Source organism: Liquorilactobacillus satsumensis (assembly GCF_964065465.1).
Classification (GTDB): Bacteria; Bacillota; Bacilli; order Lactobacillales; family Lactobacillaceae; genus Liquorilactobacillus; species Liquorilactobacillus satsumensis.
In genome coordinates this window covers 2,008,570-2,024,654 of sequence record NZ_OZ061606.1, presented here as the reverse complement: position 1 = coordinate 2,024,654, position 16,085 = coordinate 2,008,570, and the positions used below count along the sequence as shown (strand labels likewise).

Annotated in this window: 14 protein-coding genes; 3 read left to right on the top strand and 11 right to left on the bottom strand. The window is 39.4% G+C overall.

Annotation, left to right across the window (positions count from 1 at the left end):
* Positions 1 to 8: 8 nt before the first annotated feature.
* From AB3Y88_RS09315 to AB3Y88_RS09265, 11 genes are all read right to left on the bottom strand, one after another.
* A complete protein-coding gene (locus AB3Y88_RS09315) occupies positions 9 to 2,138 on the bottom strand; it encodes a methyl-accepting chemotaxis protein (protein ID WP_056961135.1) in 2,130 nt (709 codons plus the stop codon).
* Positions 2,139 to 2,338: 200 nt separating this feature from the next.
* Positions 2,339 to 2,716: a PTS glucitol/sorbitol transporter subunit IIA gene (locus tag AB3Y88_RS09310; protein ID WP_054756287.1), complete on the bottom strand. Its 378-nt coding sequence runs from the start codon at positions 2,714 to 2,716 to the stop codon at positions 2,339 to 2,341.
* A gap of 16 nt (positions 2,717 to 2,732) precedes the next feature.
* Positions 2,733 to 3,758 (bottom strand): PTS glucitol/sorbitol transporter subunit IIB, encoded by a 1,026-nt coding sequence (locus AB3Y88_RS09305; RefSeq protein WP_056961134.1) that lies wholly within the window; start codon positions 3,756 to 3,758, stop codon positions 2,733 to 2,735.
* A 26-nt stretch (positions 3,759 to 3,784) separates the two neighbouring features.
* The gene (locus AB3Y88_RS09300; protein WP_054756285.1) at positions 3,785 to 4,333 is read right to left on the bottom strand and encodes a PTS glucitol/sorbitol transporter subunit IIC; all 549 of its coding nucleotides are present in this window, start codon (positions 4,331 to 4,333) and stop codon (positions 3,785 to 3,787) included.
* 19 nt (positions 4,334 to 4,352) lie between these two features.
* Positions 4,353 to 4,835, bottom strand: coding sequence for a transcriptional regulator GutM (locus tag AB3Y88_RS09295; RefSeq protein ID WP_056961133.1), 483 nt, complete (start codon positions 4,833 to 4,835; stop codon positions 4,353 to 4,355).
* 218 nt (positions 4,836 to 5,053) lie between these two features.
* On the bottom strand, positions 5,054 to 6,694 hold the full coding sequence (locus tag AB3Y88_RS09290) for a transcription antiterminator (RefSeq protein ID WP_367293430.1): 1,641 nt from the start codon (positions 6,692 to 6,694) through the stop codon (positions 5,054 to 5,056).
* A 12-nt stretch (positions 6,695 to 6,706) separates the two neighbouring features.
* Complete coding sequence (locus tag AB3Y88_RS09285) at positions 6,707 to 7,510, bottom strand: SDR family oxidoreductase (RefSeq protein ID WP_228888255.1); 804 nt, start codon at positions 7,508 to 7,510, stop codon at positions 6,707 to 6,709.
* A gap of 416 nt (positions 7,511 to 7,926) precedes the next feature.
* Positions 7,927 to 8,340: a GtrA family protein gene (locus AB3Y88_RS09280; RefSeq protein WP_056961130.1), complete on the bottom strand. Its 414-nt coding sequence runs from the start codon at positions 8,338 to 8,340 to the stop codon at positions 7,927 to 7,929.
* Positions 8,341 to 8,654: 314 nt separating this feature from the next.
* Complete coding sequence (locus tag AB3Y88_RS09275) at positions 8,655 to 10,451, bottom strand: DUF2207 domain-containing protein (protein WP_056961129.1); 1,797 nt, start codon at positions 10,449 to 10,451, stop codon at positions 8,655 to 8,657.
* A gap of 131 nt (positions 10,452 to 10,582) precedes the next feature.
* The gene (locus AB3Y88_RS09270) at positions 10,583 to 11,497 is read right to left on the bottom strand and encodes a Gfo/Idh/MocA family protein (protein WP_056961128.1); all 915 of its coding nucleotides are present in this window, start codon (positions 11,495 to 11,497) and stop codon (positions 10,583 to 10,585) included.
* A gap of 59 nt (positions 11,498 to 11,556) precedes the next feature.
* Complete coding sequence (locus AB3Y88_RS09265) at positions 11,557 to 12,294, bottom strand: gamma-glutamyl-gamma-aminobutyrate hydrolase family protein (RefSeq protein ID WP_056961127.1); 738 nt, start codon at positions 12,292 to 12,294, stop codon at positions 11,557 to 11,559.
* 577 nt (positions 12,295 to 12,871) lie between these two features.
* On the opposite strand from AB3Y88_RS09265, the gene AB3Y88_RS09260 reads away from it, so the two are divergent.
* The 3 genes from AB3Y88_RS09260 to AB3Y88_RS09250 all read left to right on the top strand — a co-directional run bounded on the left by AB3Y88_RS09260 (position 12,872) and on the right by AB3Y88_RS09250 (position 16,068).
* Positions 12,872 to 13,960 carry a glycosyltransferase gene (locus AB3Y88_RS09260; RefSeq protein ID WP_054756265.1) on the top strand — a complete coding sequence of 363 codons (1,089 nt, stop codon included), beginning with the start codon at positions 12,872 to 12,874 and terminating at the stop codon, positions 13,958 to 13,960.
* A 283-nt stretch (positions 13,961 to 14,243) separates the two neighbouring features.
* The gene (locus AB3Y88_RS09255) at positions 14,244 to 15,446 is read left to right on the top strand and encodes a betaine/proline/choline family ABC transporter ATP-binding protein (RefSeq protein WP_056961126.1); all 1,203 of its coding nucleotides are present in this window, start codon (positions 14,244 to 14,246) and stop codon (positions 15,444 to 15,446) included.
* Positions 15,439 to 16,068: an ABC transporter permease gene (locus AB3Y88_RS09250; RefSeq protein ID WP_056961125.1), complete on the top strand. Its 630-nt coding sequence runs from the start codon at positions 15,439 to 15,441 to the stop codon at positions 16,066 to 16,068. Before AB3Y88_RS09255 ends, AB3Y88_RS09250 begins: the two co-directional genes overlap by 8 nt.
* The last annotated feature ends 17 nt before the right edge of the window (positions 16,069 to 16,085 follow it).

The window sequence follows — 16,085 nt, the reverse complement described above, 5'->3', positions numbered from 1 at the left end:
GCTTTCACTTAAACAACAAAACCTTCTACTAAATTTTGTTTTAGTTTTGCTGCAATTTTCTGTAATTCTGCGACATGCTTGGTAAATTCTTGCATCGTTGCTAAGACCTCTTCAGCATTAGTCGAAACTTCCTGTGTCCCCGCCGCATTTTCTTCAGTTGCAGCCGAAATATCAGCAAGATTAGCTGAAACCTGCTTTTGAATGTCAATGATTTTTTGGGTTAGCGTTGCAGTCGCTGCAATTCCCGCCAAAAGCTGTTCAATTGTCGTAACCACTTTGTTCGAAGAAGTGATCGCTTGTCCGATTAAATCAGTTTGTACCTCCCCACCTGCGAGCGCTTTGGCCGTACCAGCGACAACCTGTTTTGAACGTGCTTGAATACTTTCAACATTAGTTGCAATCTCTTTGGTCGATGCTTTACTTTGCTCTGCTAACTTTCTGATCTCAGTTGCTACCACAGCAAAGCCGCGCCCTGCATCTCCTGCGCTGGCTGCTTCAATTGAAGCGTTCAATGCTAGTAGATTGGTCTTGGCAGTGATTCGGTTAATTACTCCGATAATCTTATTAATATCTTGAATACTTGCATCCATCTTGTTAATGTCATGCACCTGAGTTTCAAGACTGGCTATTTGTTGCTCCCAATTTTGCTCTACTCGCGTCATTACATTGACATTTTCTTGATTAACATGCGTGGTTAATGCTGACTGGTGCTTCATCGTCGCCATCTTCCCTTCCAGTGCATTTACGACTTGAGAAAGCTGTTGGATCTGTTCTCCGCTGCGCTGCGTTTTCTTAGCCTGTTCACTGGTTGTTTGTGCAACCGCAGTAATTGTCTTGGTAACTTCTTCAGTTGCAGCGTTTGTCTGTTGTGATAATGCTACTAACGCAGCTGTTCTTTGTGAGACATTAGCTCCTTCTTTTTGAATACCTAAGATCAAAGCTCCAATTGTCATAATCATTTTGTTGTAATGAAAAATAACTTGCTGTAATTCGTTACCAGCAGCATCGCTTTTTATCAGGTGTGCAGTCAATTTTCCAACTCTTTTCTTACGTGGAACTTTATGCTCTTCTATTTTTACCAAGTGCCCGTTGCCAGCTTCTGCCAAAAAATGCACAAAGATCGCAGCGGTTATCTTTAACAAGCGCGTTACCGCCGTTGCAATTCCAATCCCGATCAGCAACACGACTAAGGCTGCAATCAAAGACTCACTTATTAAAGACATTATTTCAGGCGTTAATTCGTCCCTTTGTACCTGAGCCAACGTCCACATTTGAGCTCCATTTCCTTTAGTATAATAAATGGTTTCAACTCGTGAACCTCCTTTGGGAAGGACATTTCCCGCATTTGCTTTATTGTGTGCTATTGCCTTAAAGACTGCCATTGAGCTGATATTTTTGCCTACCAGCTTGTGATCAGTTGCTGCTAGCACAATCCCTTTTTTTGAGATCAAGGTTGCAGTGCCAGTGCGTCCAATCTGCATCTGATCCAAGTTCGCCTGAATGTCATTATAGGAAATGTTAAACGATAATACCCCGAGTTTGCCAGTTGCATCTCTGACAGCTTCGGAAACACTGGTTACATATTGTTGGCTAGTCGGATCCTTATAAGGACTACTCCAACTCAAAACCCCCTCTTTTTTCACAGCCTCTTGATACCACGTTTGCTTTGTCGGCGCATAATGCACGTCCAATTTATCGTTATTAGTCACATATTTACCGTCTGCAGTTGTAAAGATGGCATTTTTTATTACCCCGTTCTCATTCTCCGCCGCACGTATTAATGCATAAATTGCATCCAGCTTGAACTCCTCTTTAAATTCCGGTTGTTGCAGCATGCCTACAAGTGCTTTTTGTGCAGTATCATGAATTGACTGTTGTTCAGTATTGATTACCTCAACCGCTGATTTTTTGCTAGCGTTGTTACGTGAAATTAGAATATTCGTCGTATTTAAATATGAACTGAGTAACATTCCTAGAATAGAAATAAAAGCTACTGCAATAATTAACAGTGCAACATAGGTCCCGATGCTTTTCCCGCTAATCTTAAAGCGGACTTTTGAAAAAAAGTTCAGTTTGTGCTTCTTCCTTCTGAATCTTTGCCAACAACTATTCTTGAGCTTTTCTAATTTTACCCACATAAAATTGATTCTCCTTATACCAGCATAGATTTCACACTTCCACTAGCTAATATCGGTTCTTCATTAAGTGCCTTTCACTACTATCATGCCAATTTTATGTAATTTTTATGTAAATATTTCCAAACAAAAAAAGTCGGGTTACGTAACCCAACTTTTTAAGTTAATTATGTTCATTACACTTGCCTAAATTGCGGCAGATTTCATTCTTTTTCAATCATAATTTTTGAATTGACTGCAAGCACAGGATACTCATTTTTCTCAACATACAGTGTCCCCGGTAGCTTCGCCTGCTTTTCGCCTGTAAAACTAATCGCAATATGCCCTAAATTTGCAAGATTAGATTGTACTTCTTGCCCTACAGCGGTAATCCTGTACTTATTAGTATCAATCTTTAAAAACATGTCAGGTTCAATCTTTCCCTGAACAGGTTCAACGTTGATTAAATAACAAGAAGGGCGTAAGGCGTCAGGTGCTTGGTCTCCAAACAAAATCAGCATCTTAATTTCCTTGAATTCGCGTGCTTCCTCCCCAATTTCAACAACATTCGTTTCAAAAATTTTTTTCTCACTCATTAGAATTCACCCCGAGAATAGCTTATTTTCCTGAATATAATCCAAAACTTGCAAGCCATGCAATAAATACACGCGGAACACCATTAATAAAGCGACTATACAGCACAGAAGGCACTCCAACTTCAACTGTTTTAGCATCTGCTTCTGCTAAGCCTAGTCCAACTGGAATAAAATCACAGCCATTTTGGGTATTAATTGCAAATAAAGCCGGAAGAGCGTATTGCGGTGGAATATTTCCCTTGCTAATCTCAACTCCGATCAAAGTTCCGATAACTTGACCAATCACTGCTCCCGGACCCAATAATGGGGACAAAAAAGGCAAAGAGCAGATAAAACCAAGAATCATTAACCCCCAAATATTTCCCGCTAAAGGCTCCATAACACTTGCAAATAGCTTACCAATTCCGGAACCGTTAATAATGCCAATTAATAATGCAACGAAAGCCATGAACGGTATAATCGTATTAATAACCGTCTGCACGGCATCTTTAGCAGCCTGATTGAACGTTGCAACTACTCGTCCAGCTCCAATGCCAATTTTAGTAAGTAGTCCTGGATTTTGTGTCTGTTGTGTCAACGTCTGAGTACTGTCAAATTTTGTACTTTCCTGTTTTATTGGAATACTGTCTCCGTCCTCACTAGTTACAGTCGCTGCATGGTCAACTTCAGCCTCATCAGCTAACATAACTTGTGCAACAGTAACATTAGATACATAGTTACTTTCTGTCATAAATTGCGCTAATGGTCCGCTTTTCCCAGTCGGTAACACGTTAATCGTTGGAATCCCCTTTTTAGGATAAATTCCACAACGTAGCGTACCGCCACAATCGACAATCGCTAGTGCAGTTTCCTCATCTGGAATGGAGGTTTTAAAACCATTGACCGCTTCCATCCCCGTTAATTTAGCGATTTTGTCCACGATCGGTGGTTTGTTACCACCAGTTACATAAATAAATTTGTGTTTCTGTGCTGTTGGTGTGATCGTCAAGGGCCCACCCCAGCCGCCAGCTCCTTTAACAACTTTAATACTCCGATACTTTTTTGCCATTTCAATCACCCCGTCCTTTATTTTACTTAATTAATGTCGACTTGCTTAGAAAGTGTAATTCCCTGTTGCTTGCACACATAAGCCGTCGTAAAATCTGTGATCCAGCCACCAATAAAGTTCATTATTAAGCCAACGAGCAAGTAACGAATGGCTAAATCCATCGTATTCAAGCCCAACTTCTGAATTCCCTGTGCAATTCCTAGCCAAATGAAGTATTCCGAAGGGTTAATGTGTGGGAAAACTCCGTTACTTGTATGACAAAATTGTGCAATTGAAGCATACCAGCTTGGTTTATAATACTCCGGTAAAAAACGTCCCATTGAGTGCGCCATTGGGTTTCCCAGCATAAAAGCTGAAACGAATGGCAAAATCAAGTAACGCGTAATTGGATTCTTAGAAGAAGCCCGCGCTAGCTTGGCCATTTTTTTATCTCCCACAAAGGCAATAATTGCGTTCATTAGAACCAGCAATAACAAAACAACTGGAATGATAGATGACATCCATCCAATAAAAGTTTTTCCACCTGTCTGAAATAGTTTCATAAAACCGGATGCAAAATTCGTTAGATACTCCATAGTCTTCAACTCCTTTAATTTAACTGCCTAACTTCAACAAAACCTTGTTTTTAATTTCATTTAAGCGTGCCAACAGGGGCAACGAAAAGAGGTTAACAGAAGTGTTAAATGCCCCAGCTTCCATTTTTCCAGTTTGAAAATTAATATAATTCCGATAAGCATCTAGTATACATCTGCGTGTTAATCGGTCAAATCCAGCTAGATAATCATAATCCGCAGCAACTTCTTGCAGCTGTTTTTCGTGCAATCGACCAATTTTTTTGAACTTGGCAAAAACAGTAACTCCTTTCATAATACGTGCTTCCTTGATTTTGCCTGTGCCATCAAGTGCCATTAATATCAAACTGCCTGCCCTGAACTTCTTAGGATTACGCCCAATCAAGACTTTTCCTTGTTTACGTAACTCGTGATAATTTCTGGTAAAATTTTTAATTTGGAAAAAGCCGAACAAGCCTTGTAAAATAAATGCACCCGCCAGCAAAAGTCCCATAATAATCAGCATCTAAATCCCCTCCGCAATCTGTGAAAATGGCTGTGTCTGCTTGTAATTCAATAAATTGTTATACAGACCACTATGACGTGAAATTGAAAAAATGAGATCATACACCTCCGAAAGCGTCTTGCTCAAAACCGGTTCTAACTTCTTGGGAATTCCAATCAAAAAAACAAGTCTAACCTTCCTATTTTGATAGAAAGTGTCTTCATTAAAAATACCAATCGTTAATAAAATCCGCTTATGTCCTGAATCATTACGATATGTGGAATCGAAATTCCATTTTCAAAAACATTACTTGCCTGTCTTTCTCTTTGAATCCAAGCTTTGCGGAAACTTGGATTCAACTGTCCAATGGTAATCTCTTGTTGAATCATTCTTTGCGTTTCCTGCAAATACCCTTTGCTTGCATCTAACCTCGTCACACGCAAAATACATTTTTTTTCGAGAATTGCATCTTCAACAAAAGAAATTCTGATCTTGCTGGTTAATTCTTCAGTCCTAAAAACACTATTTAAACGTACAACTGGTACTCGTTGATTCTCATAGCCTACTGGGTAACTCGAAAAAATGATCAGGTATTTCTCGTTTGACCTTTTGAGTTCTTCGATTGTATCGAAAGAATCAACCTCAACATAATCTAGAATTATTTCATTTAACTGTTGAACAATTAATTTTTTAATACTGCGACTCACTGCACCAATGATTGCTGCTTTGAAGACGACCTGCTTTCCACGACCTTCTTCGAGCTCCATTTGATAATAGATTGTTAAATAGTTAACTTCACTTTTGGAAATCCTAAAAAAAGTGTAATTTTCAAAAAATGCCACTGTCGCTAGTGAAAGCTCAAGTGCTACCGGATATTTTTCAATCGCTTCATCACTTAACAAATTCTCAGCTTCTGTTTTAAAGACGACCCGATTCAACATAAAAAGCAAATGATACCTGGTTTGCAGAAAGAAATGCTGGAAATCAAGCTCAACATCGACTTTAGCTTTAATTGTTTCTTCTGCTTTGTGATAAACATCCTCAATTTGGTCTAAGTTTGCTGAAAGTAACTGTGGATCCATTTTTGCGTTGAATTTAATATTGAATGGATAACAGATAAACTGCAATTCGGTTGACGTAAATGGTTTTTGCCGAGATATCTGCTTCAAGTAAGTCCATAAGTCAGCCATTGTATCAGTGGCAAAAAGATTTTGATAGCAAGGAATTTTATCTGTCATCCGATGCCCATGGCTAATCAAGTTCAATACAATCGCTAGATTTCTTTTTACCAGAACTTGTGTTTTTTCACTTGGATCAATTTTTCCAATCAATGCGGTTAATTTTGTTTGCTCTGTCTGAACGCTTGCTTCCGGCAGCGGGTAATAATCACAGACTAAACCTGCCAGTAACAACCCATACACGTAATCCTTTTTCACAACCAATTTAATTCCCTTATTCGTTGCAGACAAGATCTCTGCTCTATATTCCGCTAAACTCGCTTTAAGGTTGCTAAGATCCTTAACTAAAGTTCCTTTGCTAATTGCAAGCTGATCTGCAAGCTCTTCAAGCACAATGTATCCATCTGCTTTGATTAGTTGATAAGTAATATATGCACACCGCTTAACTGGGTCATTCAGGTCCAATGATAATTTCAGAAAAGAGGTCTGTAAGGAAGTTAGTCGCTGGTAATCTTTGACTTTCAGATAATAGCGTCCTTGATTATTCCTGACCTCGGCTATTTCCTGCAAATTGTCATTTAAGCTGGCAATATACTTCAGCATCGTCCGCTTTGACACATGAAATTGTGCAATCAACTCTGAAAAAGATACAGAATCATTAACGATAAAATACTTCAATAACAGATATTCTCTTCCGTTCATCTCATCAATCCCTTAACCTCTTGACTTTCCTCCTGCAACATTAGTCGTTACACCTGTAATATAACTCGCTCTTTTAGACAGATAATAAGCTACCAAATCCGCAACTTCATAAAGATGTCCACTTCTGCCTAAAGGTGTTGTTGTCGTACTGCGGTAGCCTGCTCTTATTTGGGCTACTGTTTTATGGCGAGTATAAGCCAACGCTTCTTCGTATGCCAGTGTCCGTAACCCTGTAGCTTCCATTATTCCAGGCGCAACACCTACTACCCGGACATTGAACTCACCCAACTCTTTAGCCCAAGAACGGGTTAATCCATTAATTGCTCCTTTAGTCGCGGAATAAATGCTCTGACCTTGTGATCCTTCAAGTCCTGCTTCAGAAGATAGATTGACAATCACGCCTTCTTTTTGTTTTACAAGTTGACGTGCAACTGCTTGAGCTACTAAAAAAACACTTTTAACATTTACACTAAACATCTTGTTAAAATCGGCAGTCGTAAATTCAAATTTGCTGTGAGGTTGCTGGGCATCTACTAATAGCCGTGGCAAATTTATTCCTGCATTGTTTACCAAGCCATCAATTCTTCCTTGTGTTGCAATCACTTTAGCTACCAAATCATTAACTTCCTCGGCGTCAGTTACATCTGTTTGTACAAAGAAAAGAGCGTCATCTTTTTTTTCATTATTTTTCAAATCAGCATTGTAGACAATTGCACCTAAACTCAAAAGTTTATCCACAATTGCTGCTCCAATTCCGGAAGAACCCCCTGTAACAATAAATACTTTCTTAGATAATCCTAACCACGTTTCTGTCATCCTAAACACCCTCCATATCATTTATTTACAACTCCAGAATAATGTAATCGTTATCATTTATTAAGTCATCTTTTTTCAGGCTGACTTGAAAAAAGATACTTCAATCGAAATTATGCCGCAACCAGCAAATTTGCACTATTGTTAGTCCTAATTTCTTTAGGCACTAAAATAAACTACTACTGGCATGGTCAAGCTACCATAAACCATTTTTGTATTTGAAAAATTATTTTTGACTTGCAAAATAACTGCGTCCCGTTACTAATAGCTACCAAGAATCATATAATTGCCTTAATTATTGCAAAAATCGGCAAATAAAAAAGAACCAGATCAGGGTCTAAACCCTTGATCCGATTCCCTTAAGATTAGCGTTCTAGTTGCGTGTACCCCAAGTTCCAAGCAGTGAGAACGCCGCTTGCTTATTCTGTTTTCTTGAAAATATACCATTTACTAAAGAAATAGTTTGCAACAATTACAATCACATTATCTAAAACTTTAACGAGAAGTGTGTCCCACTTCAACAAAGAAATTCCAATTCCTGTAATGATCACATCTAGTACTAATGTCAATAAACGAAAGAAGAAAAAAGATGACATTTCACTGAGCAAACTCCGGATATTGCGAAAAGGTGTTGTAAAGACCCAGATCTTATTCGAAATATAGGCGACTAGGACAGAAAAAAACCATGCCACCACGTTTCCCAGCTGATAATTAAGTCCCATAGAAACCCAGCTTTCAAAGATTCCGATGTTAACAACAGTTGTAACTCCGCCCCAGAAAAGATAGGCAATCACAGCTTTATACTTCTCATACAAGTTCATTATTTTAATCATTAGCGCCTCCGTGTTTTCCACACATTTCTGACTCTCTTTCGTTAATTTGTGAATTCTTTCATTCATGCCCCACTTTGACCACACCTGAGTATTTTAATATAAAAAATGCCAAAAAGATAGGCATTCCCGGCTTACAAAGAGACTGCGTGCCCCATAATCAACTAGCTGAACATTGCTCAGTTTTTTTATTTCTAAAAAAGTAAAAGAAGCTACTTTGACTTTACAATAATTATTTTGCTTTGGGTTCATTAAGCTTATTTATTTAAACAAATTTAATGCTTACTTTAAATTCCTATTTTTACTTAAAGCTCGCTTTAAAATGCTCCGCCACCGGAACCGCCGCCAAAACCACCGGAAGACCCACCGCTAAAACCGCCAGTTCCACCAGTCGCAGAGGAGTAATTCCCAACAGCACTCGTAAAGTTAGTATTAAAAGCACTCCCAAAGTTAGTATTTCCTGCAATAATTATCGGGTAATAGATTCCAAATCCAGTTTCCAATTCAGCGGTATTGAAGTTTGTTTTCAAGGCTGCAATCACTTTGTCCGCAAGCCCAAAAGCAACCGCATAAGGTAAAATTTGTTCCCACAGAATCAATTCGCCAACTTCTTTTAAATTAAACCGGCCAATATCTTTAAGCATCTTTTGAAAACATAACAATTGATAATACGCACGCCAACCAGTTTGTGAATAAGGTGGTCGCCGCTTGACATAGAAAAAGCTCAGCACATAAGCTGCTGCCAGTGAGAGCAAAATTCCGCCAATTGCCCATGTTCCCCATGTTAAAAAGCCTGCTAGGACGGCAACAAGTGAAAGTCCAATCATCCAAGCCCACATGTAATTGCGCACTTTAATATTCTCCAAATCCTTAAAACCAAACTCTTCAGCTTGAGAGCTGACTTTTGTTTGCCAAGCAGAAAAAGCTGCTTGTAATTTTTGTCCTGCTAATTGCCCCTTACCGAATTTTTTCAACTTACTTAAAAGAAACTGCTGCCCGTCGCCGACATCATTAAAAAGAAGCTGAAGTAAGTCATAACGGTCTAAAAGAGTTTTATCCAGCAACTCAACTGCATAGTCCTCTTTCTTAGTCTTAATTGGTTTAATTGCAATTTTCTTTGCAGCTGCAAGCTCCAGTAAGTAGGCACTAAATGCAGCCGAATCCGGAGCTTTCTTTTTTAAAATTGTTTGCGCTACTTCTGCAGAAAATAGTGGGACCGCATAGGAATGTACAATTGGTGCCAGTTTAGCACGTAAATTCCCGCGGCGCCTTGCCAACCAAACTAGCCAGCCTACAAACAAGCAAGCATACACTAACAGCACAATATTTCGAACTAAGGCCGTTTGCCGTTTAGTGGCTGCACGCTTTTTATTTGCAGCTTGTGCCAGTTGGGCTTCTTGCTTTTGAATTCTTGTTTTAGCATTTTGATCAACTACATTTGTATTTTGTGACGTCACAGCAGTTGGAAACAGTAAATGGCTTTCAATGTACTGTCCCGCGGGATTTTGTGCAAGTTTTATCAAAACTCTGCCCTTGTCTTTTTGCACGGTTGTTGTCCCAGCAAGATTACCATGTGTCCACGCCTGCAGTTGTTCCACATTAGTTGCGGGTAATTGAATCAAAAGTTGCACGTCATTTAATTCCGTGTCCCACTTTGAACCGACTATCTTCCAGTTCAGCTCTGCCGTGTCACGATAATTAGTAATCACTTGATGCAAGCGATAGCGGTAAATGAAGGTAACTTCCTGATTTTTAACCGTATGGTAAATTTTTAATTTCAATTCATTTTTCGAACTTGTCGCTTGATACGTGTTATTTTCGCCATTTTCAGCTTGCTGTAAAACTTGCTGCTGCGTTCCAGCTTGGATCGCAACCCTTAAATCTGAAACAGCGGCATTGCCCTTAAGTTCTTGATTATAATATACTCCATGAAAACTACCGCTAAAATTGTACGTGACCCGCTGAGTTAACACCGCATCTCCGTTTTTTTGAATATCCACTTGCGCATGATAATGACTGATTTTATAGCTGTCTGCTTGCACTGACAACGCAGGAAAAACAAAAATTCCAATTGCAAATGCAAACATCATTAAAAACCAATTTCTTTTTTGCACAAAAATAACCTCCCCAGACCCTTTTCTTTTACTAATTATCTCAAAAAAAAGATAAAATTAAAACTGTTTACTGGAAAGACTATTCTAATACCTGAATATTTCGAGCCTGGCTGACGCTTAGGCAGTGAAAACTACTTAATTTGTTGCTGATATTCTTGCAACATTTCTGCACATAACTTGTAACTCAACAGAATATTCTTTTGGCGTAAATTAGTAGAAGTCTCACTTTTAACTGCATTGACAAACAGCCGCACCATCTGCTCATAACCTCTTTTTTTAAGCGGAGAATCCCAATCGCCAAAGCCTAAAAGCTCCTCATTTTCTGCATGCAGCAGGCGTAAGGAAGTCAATTCATTTAAAATAGAGATTCCATTTTCGCTAGTCACCTCATAGATTTCTGAAGCAACTTTACTTTGAAAATTCATGGTCAGAATTGCCGTTGTAGCAGCCGTTTCAAGAATTAAAGTTGCAGATTCCAATTTTCCTGCGCGTTGCTTAATTACGGGAATTGTTCGCTTAAGCTCACTATCCAAGAGATAGATCGCAGCATCCAGCACCGGCAAAAAATCATTATAAAATAATTCTTCGACATTTCGGCTCTTCACGGTAATATTTTTTTGCAAAAAAAGGCTTTGTTTAGCTGGAGTTTCCTTTAATCTCTCAACAAGTGGAGCAAATCTGCGATTAAACCCAATCATAAATATTTTAGAATGTGCCAATGCTAATTCTTGAAGCTGCTTGACTTCTGTCGGTTGTTTTCTAAGCGGTCCGTCCACAAAAACATGAATGTCTTTTTCAAGACACCGCCGAGTCAATTCGCAACGCAATGGCGCAGGAACATGAATAAAGCACGCTTCTATGCCAGCAGCAAACAATTCATCCAAGCTGCTGACCATCTTTAAAAGATGATACTTAGACATTAATTCACTGCGGACCTGCGCATTATCACTGGCAAAAATAAATTCAGCAGTATTATACATCTTGACAAATGTCGGCAAGTACGCCTTTTGGACATTGTCCCCCAACCCGATTACTCCGATTTTCATCTGTATCAGTCACCTTTCTGGACACTTTTTTAATCACCATCATATTCTTCTTTTTAGCTTCAGTCTTTTTGAGCGCGCTTAACAAAATCAGTAAACAATCTGAATTCAACTGGATCGTTTTGCCACAGATTCTCGGGATGCCACTGAACTGCAAGGACCTCTTGTCCTTTTGACTCCAATGCTTCGATCACTCCATCAGTTGCAAACGCTGTGGCACTAAGTCCAGGTGCCAGTGTGCGGATTGCCTGATGGTGGCGCGAGTTGACTACCAATTTAGTTCCTAACAATTTGCCTAGATAACTCTGAGGTACCACAGAGACATGATGTGTTGGCAAATGGCCCAGTGCTGCTTGACGATGTTGGACAGCATACCCCGAGTATTGCGTTTTTAAATCCTGATAAAGTGTACCACCCAAAGTAGCATTCAGGATTTGAATGCCACGGCAGATTCCCAAGATCGGCTTATGGGCAGCCAGCATTTCTTTGATTAGCGCACCCTCAAACCAATCTTTGGCAGCCAATGTCATCCCTAACGCTGGAAGTGGTTCTTCATCAAAAAAGAGCGGATCAACGTCGGGGCCCCCAGCTAAAAGTAGTCCATCCAGCAACGTACTCAATTCTTTAGCAGTTTCAGCCGCCACTTCTCGCTTATCTGGAAACGGAAGAATCAGCGGAAGCCCACCAGCGGCAAAAACTGCTTCTTTGATATCATGCGGTGCATACACCGGATAATTTCCAGGTATTTTTGGTTGATTCTCAACGAGTTGATCACTCGGTACCCCAATAACTGCTTTCATAGCTGTTCATCCCTTCTAGAATGAGAAATCCATTTAGTTCATCTTAATAATAATTTCCTAAGATTACAACTTTCAGTCTGAAAATTTTCTTTTGAAATTGTATAAAAAATCACAATCCAATAAATTATTGCTCTTATTTTTTTCCGACCTATTACTTTTATTAGTCTTAAAAAAATCTAAAAGTTTGCAAAGCGCTAAAACAACAGCCTTAAAGCCACAAATATAGTTCTATTTTTAACCTCATATTATAAAGTAGAATGCAACCATTTGTATTCCGATCTTGCTTGGAACTATAATAAGTGTTGAATGGGGGCACGTATAATATGTCTTTTGGTAAAAAGACTGCTTGCACAACAGCTTAAATCTGTTTTGTTGTAGCTTATTAAAGCGTTATTTTTTTATTATCAAAATAACATAATTCTTATTCATAGCAATAACGGTCCTTGTAGCTATCTCAGTCTGCAAGGTGAGCAGTAAGCGCGAAAACGCTATGCTTCAATTTGCAATTATTATCACAGAATAACACTTCAGTATCTTAGATTAATGTTGGTTTCATAAAACGAAAGGATGAATTACCGTGAAAATAACATTAATAACACAGTACCTCGAAGGCCATGGGGGAACTGAAAGGGTGATTTCACATCTTGTAAACGAAGATCTCGAAAATAATTATCAAGTCTTGATTCCCGAAAGTGGCAACCCTGAATGGCTGCAATGGATCACACGTGATTCTGGTTATGAACTCAAAATCTGTCATTCAAAAAATCGCCAGATACAAAGAGACTTTGTCACAACCAATTTACTTGCCAGTAACCCAGACATTGTCCTCGGCCTTGAAGGGAAAGCATGCGAATTAGCGTATGAGCTCAAGCAAAAATATAGTTTGACTTATAAAATAGTCTCGTGGGGACACACGTCAATCTCAGAGTCAAATATTTTTGCACGCAGAGAACTCGCTTTTTCTGAATACCATTTAGCGATCAGCACCGGGATCCAAAAACAACTGCTGGCACTGGGAGTTCCAGCACATAAAATCTTCTTAATCTATAATCCAATCCGAACGGTCAATAAAAAAACTATTCAAACTCCTGCTGCTCAGAAGCCCTTTCATGCAGTCTTTATCGGTAGAATATTGTTAGACGACCAAAAAAATGTTCGCATGCTCCTTGAGACAATGGCTCACTTAGATATCCCATGGAAGCTCGATATTTTTGGAAAAGGTCAAGATCTACCAGCAGCTAAAGCACTCGCAAAACAACTTCAGATTGCACCTCACATTAATTGGCGCGGTTGGGTCCCTAACCCATGGGATTTCATCACTGAAGCTGATTGCCTCTTACTCTGTTCAAAGTACGAAGGGTTCCCGATGGTCATAATTGAGGCTGCCTCATACGGTTTACCAATTATTTCAACCGATTGTCCCACTGGACCGGCTGATATTATCAACAAAGATAACGGGATCTTAACTCCCATGAATGACCAACAGGCCTTTGGTACAGCCTGCAAACAGCTCTATTATCTGCGCGGACGTTATGCCCACAGCACCGTTAAAAAGACGGTCTTAAAATTTGATATTTCGCGTTACATTAAAAGAATTCAACATATTTATACGTTCATCGCCGCTGATAATCAACGGGCTCATGATGTCCCACTTTCTTCGCTCTAGTCGAAAGTTCAGCAAAAACTGCAGTGCTCCGACACAGTTTTTGCTTTTTTATTAACCGTGCACGCTCTTTTCAAAGAAATTTACAATAAAACTATTTCGCTAATATATTCTCAGTAAATTCGTATCTTTAGGCGCACTTCTCTTTTTATGCTAACCTTAAAATAATTAATGAAGTTTGAATAGCTAAATACCTGCAGCTGAATTGCAAGTTCGATTCATACAAAATTCAAGGTTGGAAGCCACTACCATACTCTGGTTTCAACCTTATTCAAGGAGGATCAAGATGGCAAAAGAAGAACCGCTCCTCATCTTAAAAGACGTTAGTAAAATTTATAAAGGTGGCAATGCTGCGATTAGCAACATCAACCTGACTATTAATAAGGGCGACTTTATCTGTCTAATCGGAACTTCAGGATCAGGTAAGACTACTACGATGCGAACTCTGAACCGCATGATTGAGCCGACCAGCGGAGAAATTATTTATAAAGGACAGAATATTCACAAAATCGATCCCGTTAAACTCCGTAAAAAAATTGGTTATGTTATTCAAAATATCGGGTTGATTCCACATATGAACATTTATGAAAACGTTACTATTGTACCTAAACTGCTAAAATGGCCGGAAAATAAAAAGCAAGCTAAAGCACGTGAGCTGATTAAGCTCGTGGAATTACCTGAAAATTTCTTAGAACGTTATCCTGCTGAACTTTCCGGTGGACAGCAGCAGCGAATCGGTGTTATTCGTGCACTAGCAGCTGATCAAGACTTAATCTTAATGGATGAACCTTTTGGTGCCTTAGATCCGATCACACGTGAAGGCCTGCAGGAACTTGTCAAGAGTCTGCAAGAAGATCTAAAAAAAACAATCGTTTTTGTAACTCATGACATGGACGAAGCACTCAAACTTGCCACTAACATTGTTGTCATGGACGAAGGAAAGATTGTCCAAGCAGCTTCTCCACAAGAATTACTGCGTCATCCAGCAAATGAATTTGTCAGAAAACTGATTGGTGAAGAAAGAATGCTGCAAGCACGTGCAGACGTCACTACTGCGGCTCAAATTATGCTGAAAGATCCAGTTTCAATCACCTTAGGCCGCTCGTTAAGGAGTGCCATTCAGCTAATGCGCGAACGTCGCGTTGATACGCTCTTAGTTACAGATGATGAAGACCACTTAAAAGGCTATATCGATCTCGAATCACTCGCTCTTGATTCAAGCAATCGTCGCGCAACTAGTGTATCTGATATTCTAAATACTAAAATTTTTCGAATTACTACAACTACTTTGATTCGTAATAGCGCTGATCGGATTTTAAAACAAGGACTTAAATACGTTCCAGTCGTTGATCAAAATAACAAATTATGTGGAATTGTGACCCGCTCAGCTCTGGTTGACATGGTCTATGACATTATCTGGGGTGAAAAAAATGACACTGCAGCTCCCACGAGTCCTGCATTAAAACAGGGAGGTGCTCAGGATGCTTGATTTTTTGAATGAATACGGCAGTCAGCTTATTTTTAAGACCTGGGAACAATTCTATACCTCGGCACTCGCTCTTTTCTTTGGAATAGCTGTTGCAGTGCCCTTAGGTGTCTTACTTACGCGAGCTCCGCGAACAGCCAAAATAGTCATTGGAATTGCCGGTATGCTTCAGACAGTCCCTTCTCTAGCCTTGCTGGCACTAATGATTCCTCTTTTTGGAATTGGCAAACTACCGGCCATCGTTGCTCTTTTCATTTATTCACTCTTACCGATTCTTAGAAATACTTACATTGGAATGGAAAAAGTTGATCCCCAGCTTAAAGACAGTGTCAAAGGAATGGGGATGACTAATTTGCAGTCAATCAGACATGTCGAAATTCCGATTGCGATGCCAGTTATTATGGCGGGGATTCGTTTGTCAGCAGTTTATGTGATTTCATGGGCAACGTTGGCTTCTTACATTGGTGGCGGCGGTTTAGGTGACTTGATTTTTAATGGCTTGAACCTCTTTCAACCTGATTTGATTATTGGTGGGACCATTCCAGTTGCGATCATGGCAATCGTCGTTGATTTTTCACTCGGTAAATTGGAGAAGACCTTAACTCCAATTAATCAAAGGACCTAAGGAGGGTGAGAAGATGT

What these genes read in the sequence shown, in the direction of transcription:
- AB3Y88_RS09285 (WP_228888255.1), bottom strand. Translation starts at nt 7,510, where the DNA reads ATGACAGAAACGTGGTTAGGATTATCTAAGAAAGTATTTATTGTTACA.
- AB3Y88_RS09255 (WP_056961126.1), top strand. Translation starts at nt 14,244, where the DNA reads ATGGCAAAAGAAGAACCGCTCCTCATCTTAAAAGACGTTAGTAAAATT.
- AB3Y88_RS09280 (WP_056961130.1), bottom strand. Translation starts at nt 8,340, where the DNA reads ATGATTAAAATAATGAACTTGTATGAGAAGTATAAAGCTGTGATTGCC.
- AB3Y88_RS09315 (WP_056961135.1), bottom strand. Translation starts at nt 2,138, where the DNA reads ATGTGGGTAAAATTAGAAAAGCTCAAGAATAGTTGTTGGCAAAGATTC.
- AB3Y88_RS09265 (WP_056961127.1), bottom strand. Translation starts at nt 12,294, where the DNA reads ATGAAAGCAGTTATTGGGGTACCGAGTGATCAACTCGTTGAGAATCAA.
- AB3Y88_RS09305 (WP_056961134.1), bottom strand. Translation starts at nt 3,758, where the DNA reads ATGGCAAAAAAGTATCGGAGTATTAAAGTTGTTAAAGGAGCTGGCGGC.
- AB3Y88_RS09250 (WP_056961125.1), top strand. Translation starts at nt 15,439, where the DNA reads ATGCTTGATTTTTTGAATGAATACGGCAGTCAGCTTATTTTTAAGACC.
- AB3Y88_RS09300 (WP_054756285.1), bottom strand. Translation starts at nt 4,333, where the DNA reads ATGGAGTATCTAACGAATTTTGCATCCGGTTTTATGAAACTATTTCAG.
- AB3Y88_RS09290 (WP_367293430.1), bottom strand. Translation starts at nt 6,694, where the DNA reads ATGAACGGAAGAGAATATCTGTTATTGAAGTATTTTATCGTTAATGAT.
- AB3Y88_RS09295 (WP_056961133.1), bottom strand. Translation starts at nt 4,835, where the DNA reads ATGCTGATTATTATGGGACTTTTGCTGGCGGGTGCATTTATTTTACAA.
- AB3Y88_RS09270 (WP_056961128.1), bottom strand. Translation starts at nt 11,497, where the DNA reads ATGAAAATCGGAGTAATCGGGTTGGGGGACAATGTCCAAAAGGCGTAC.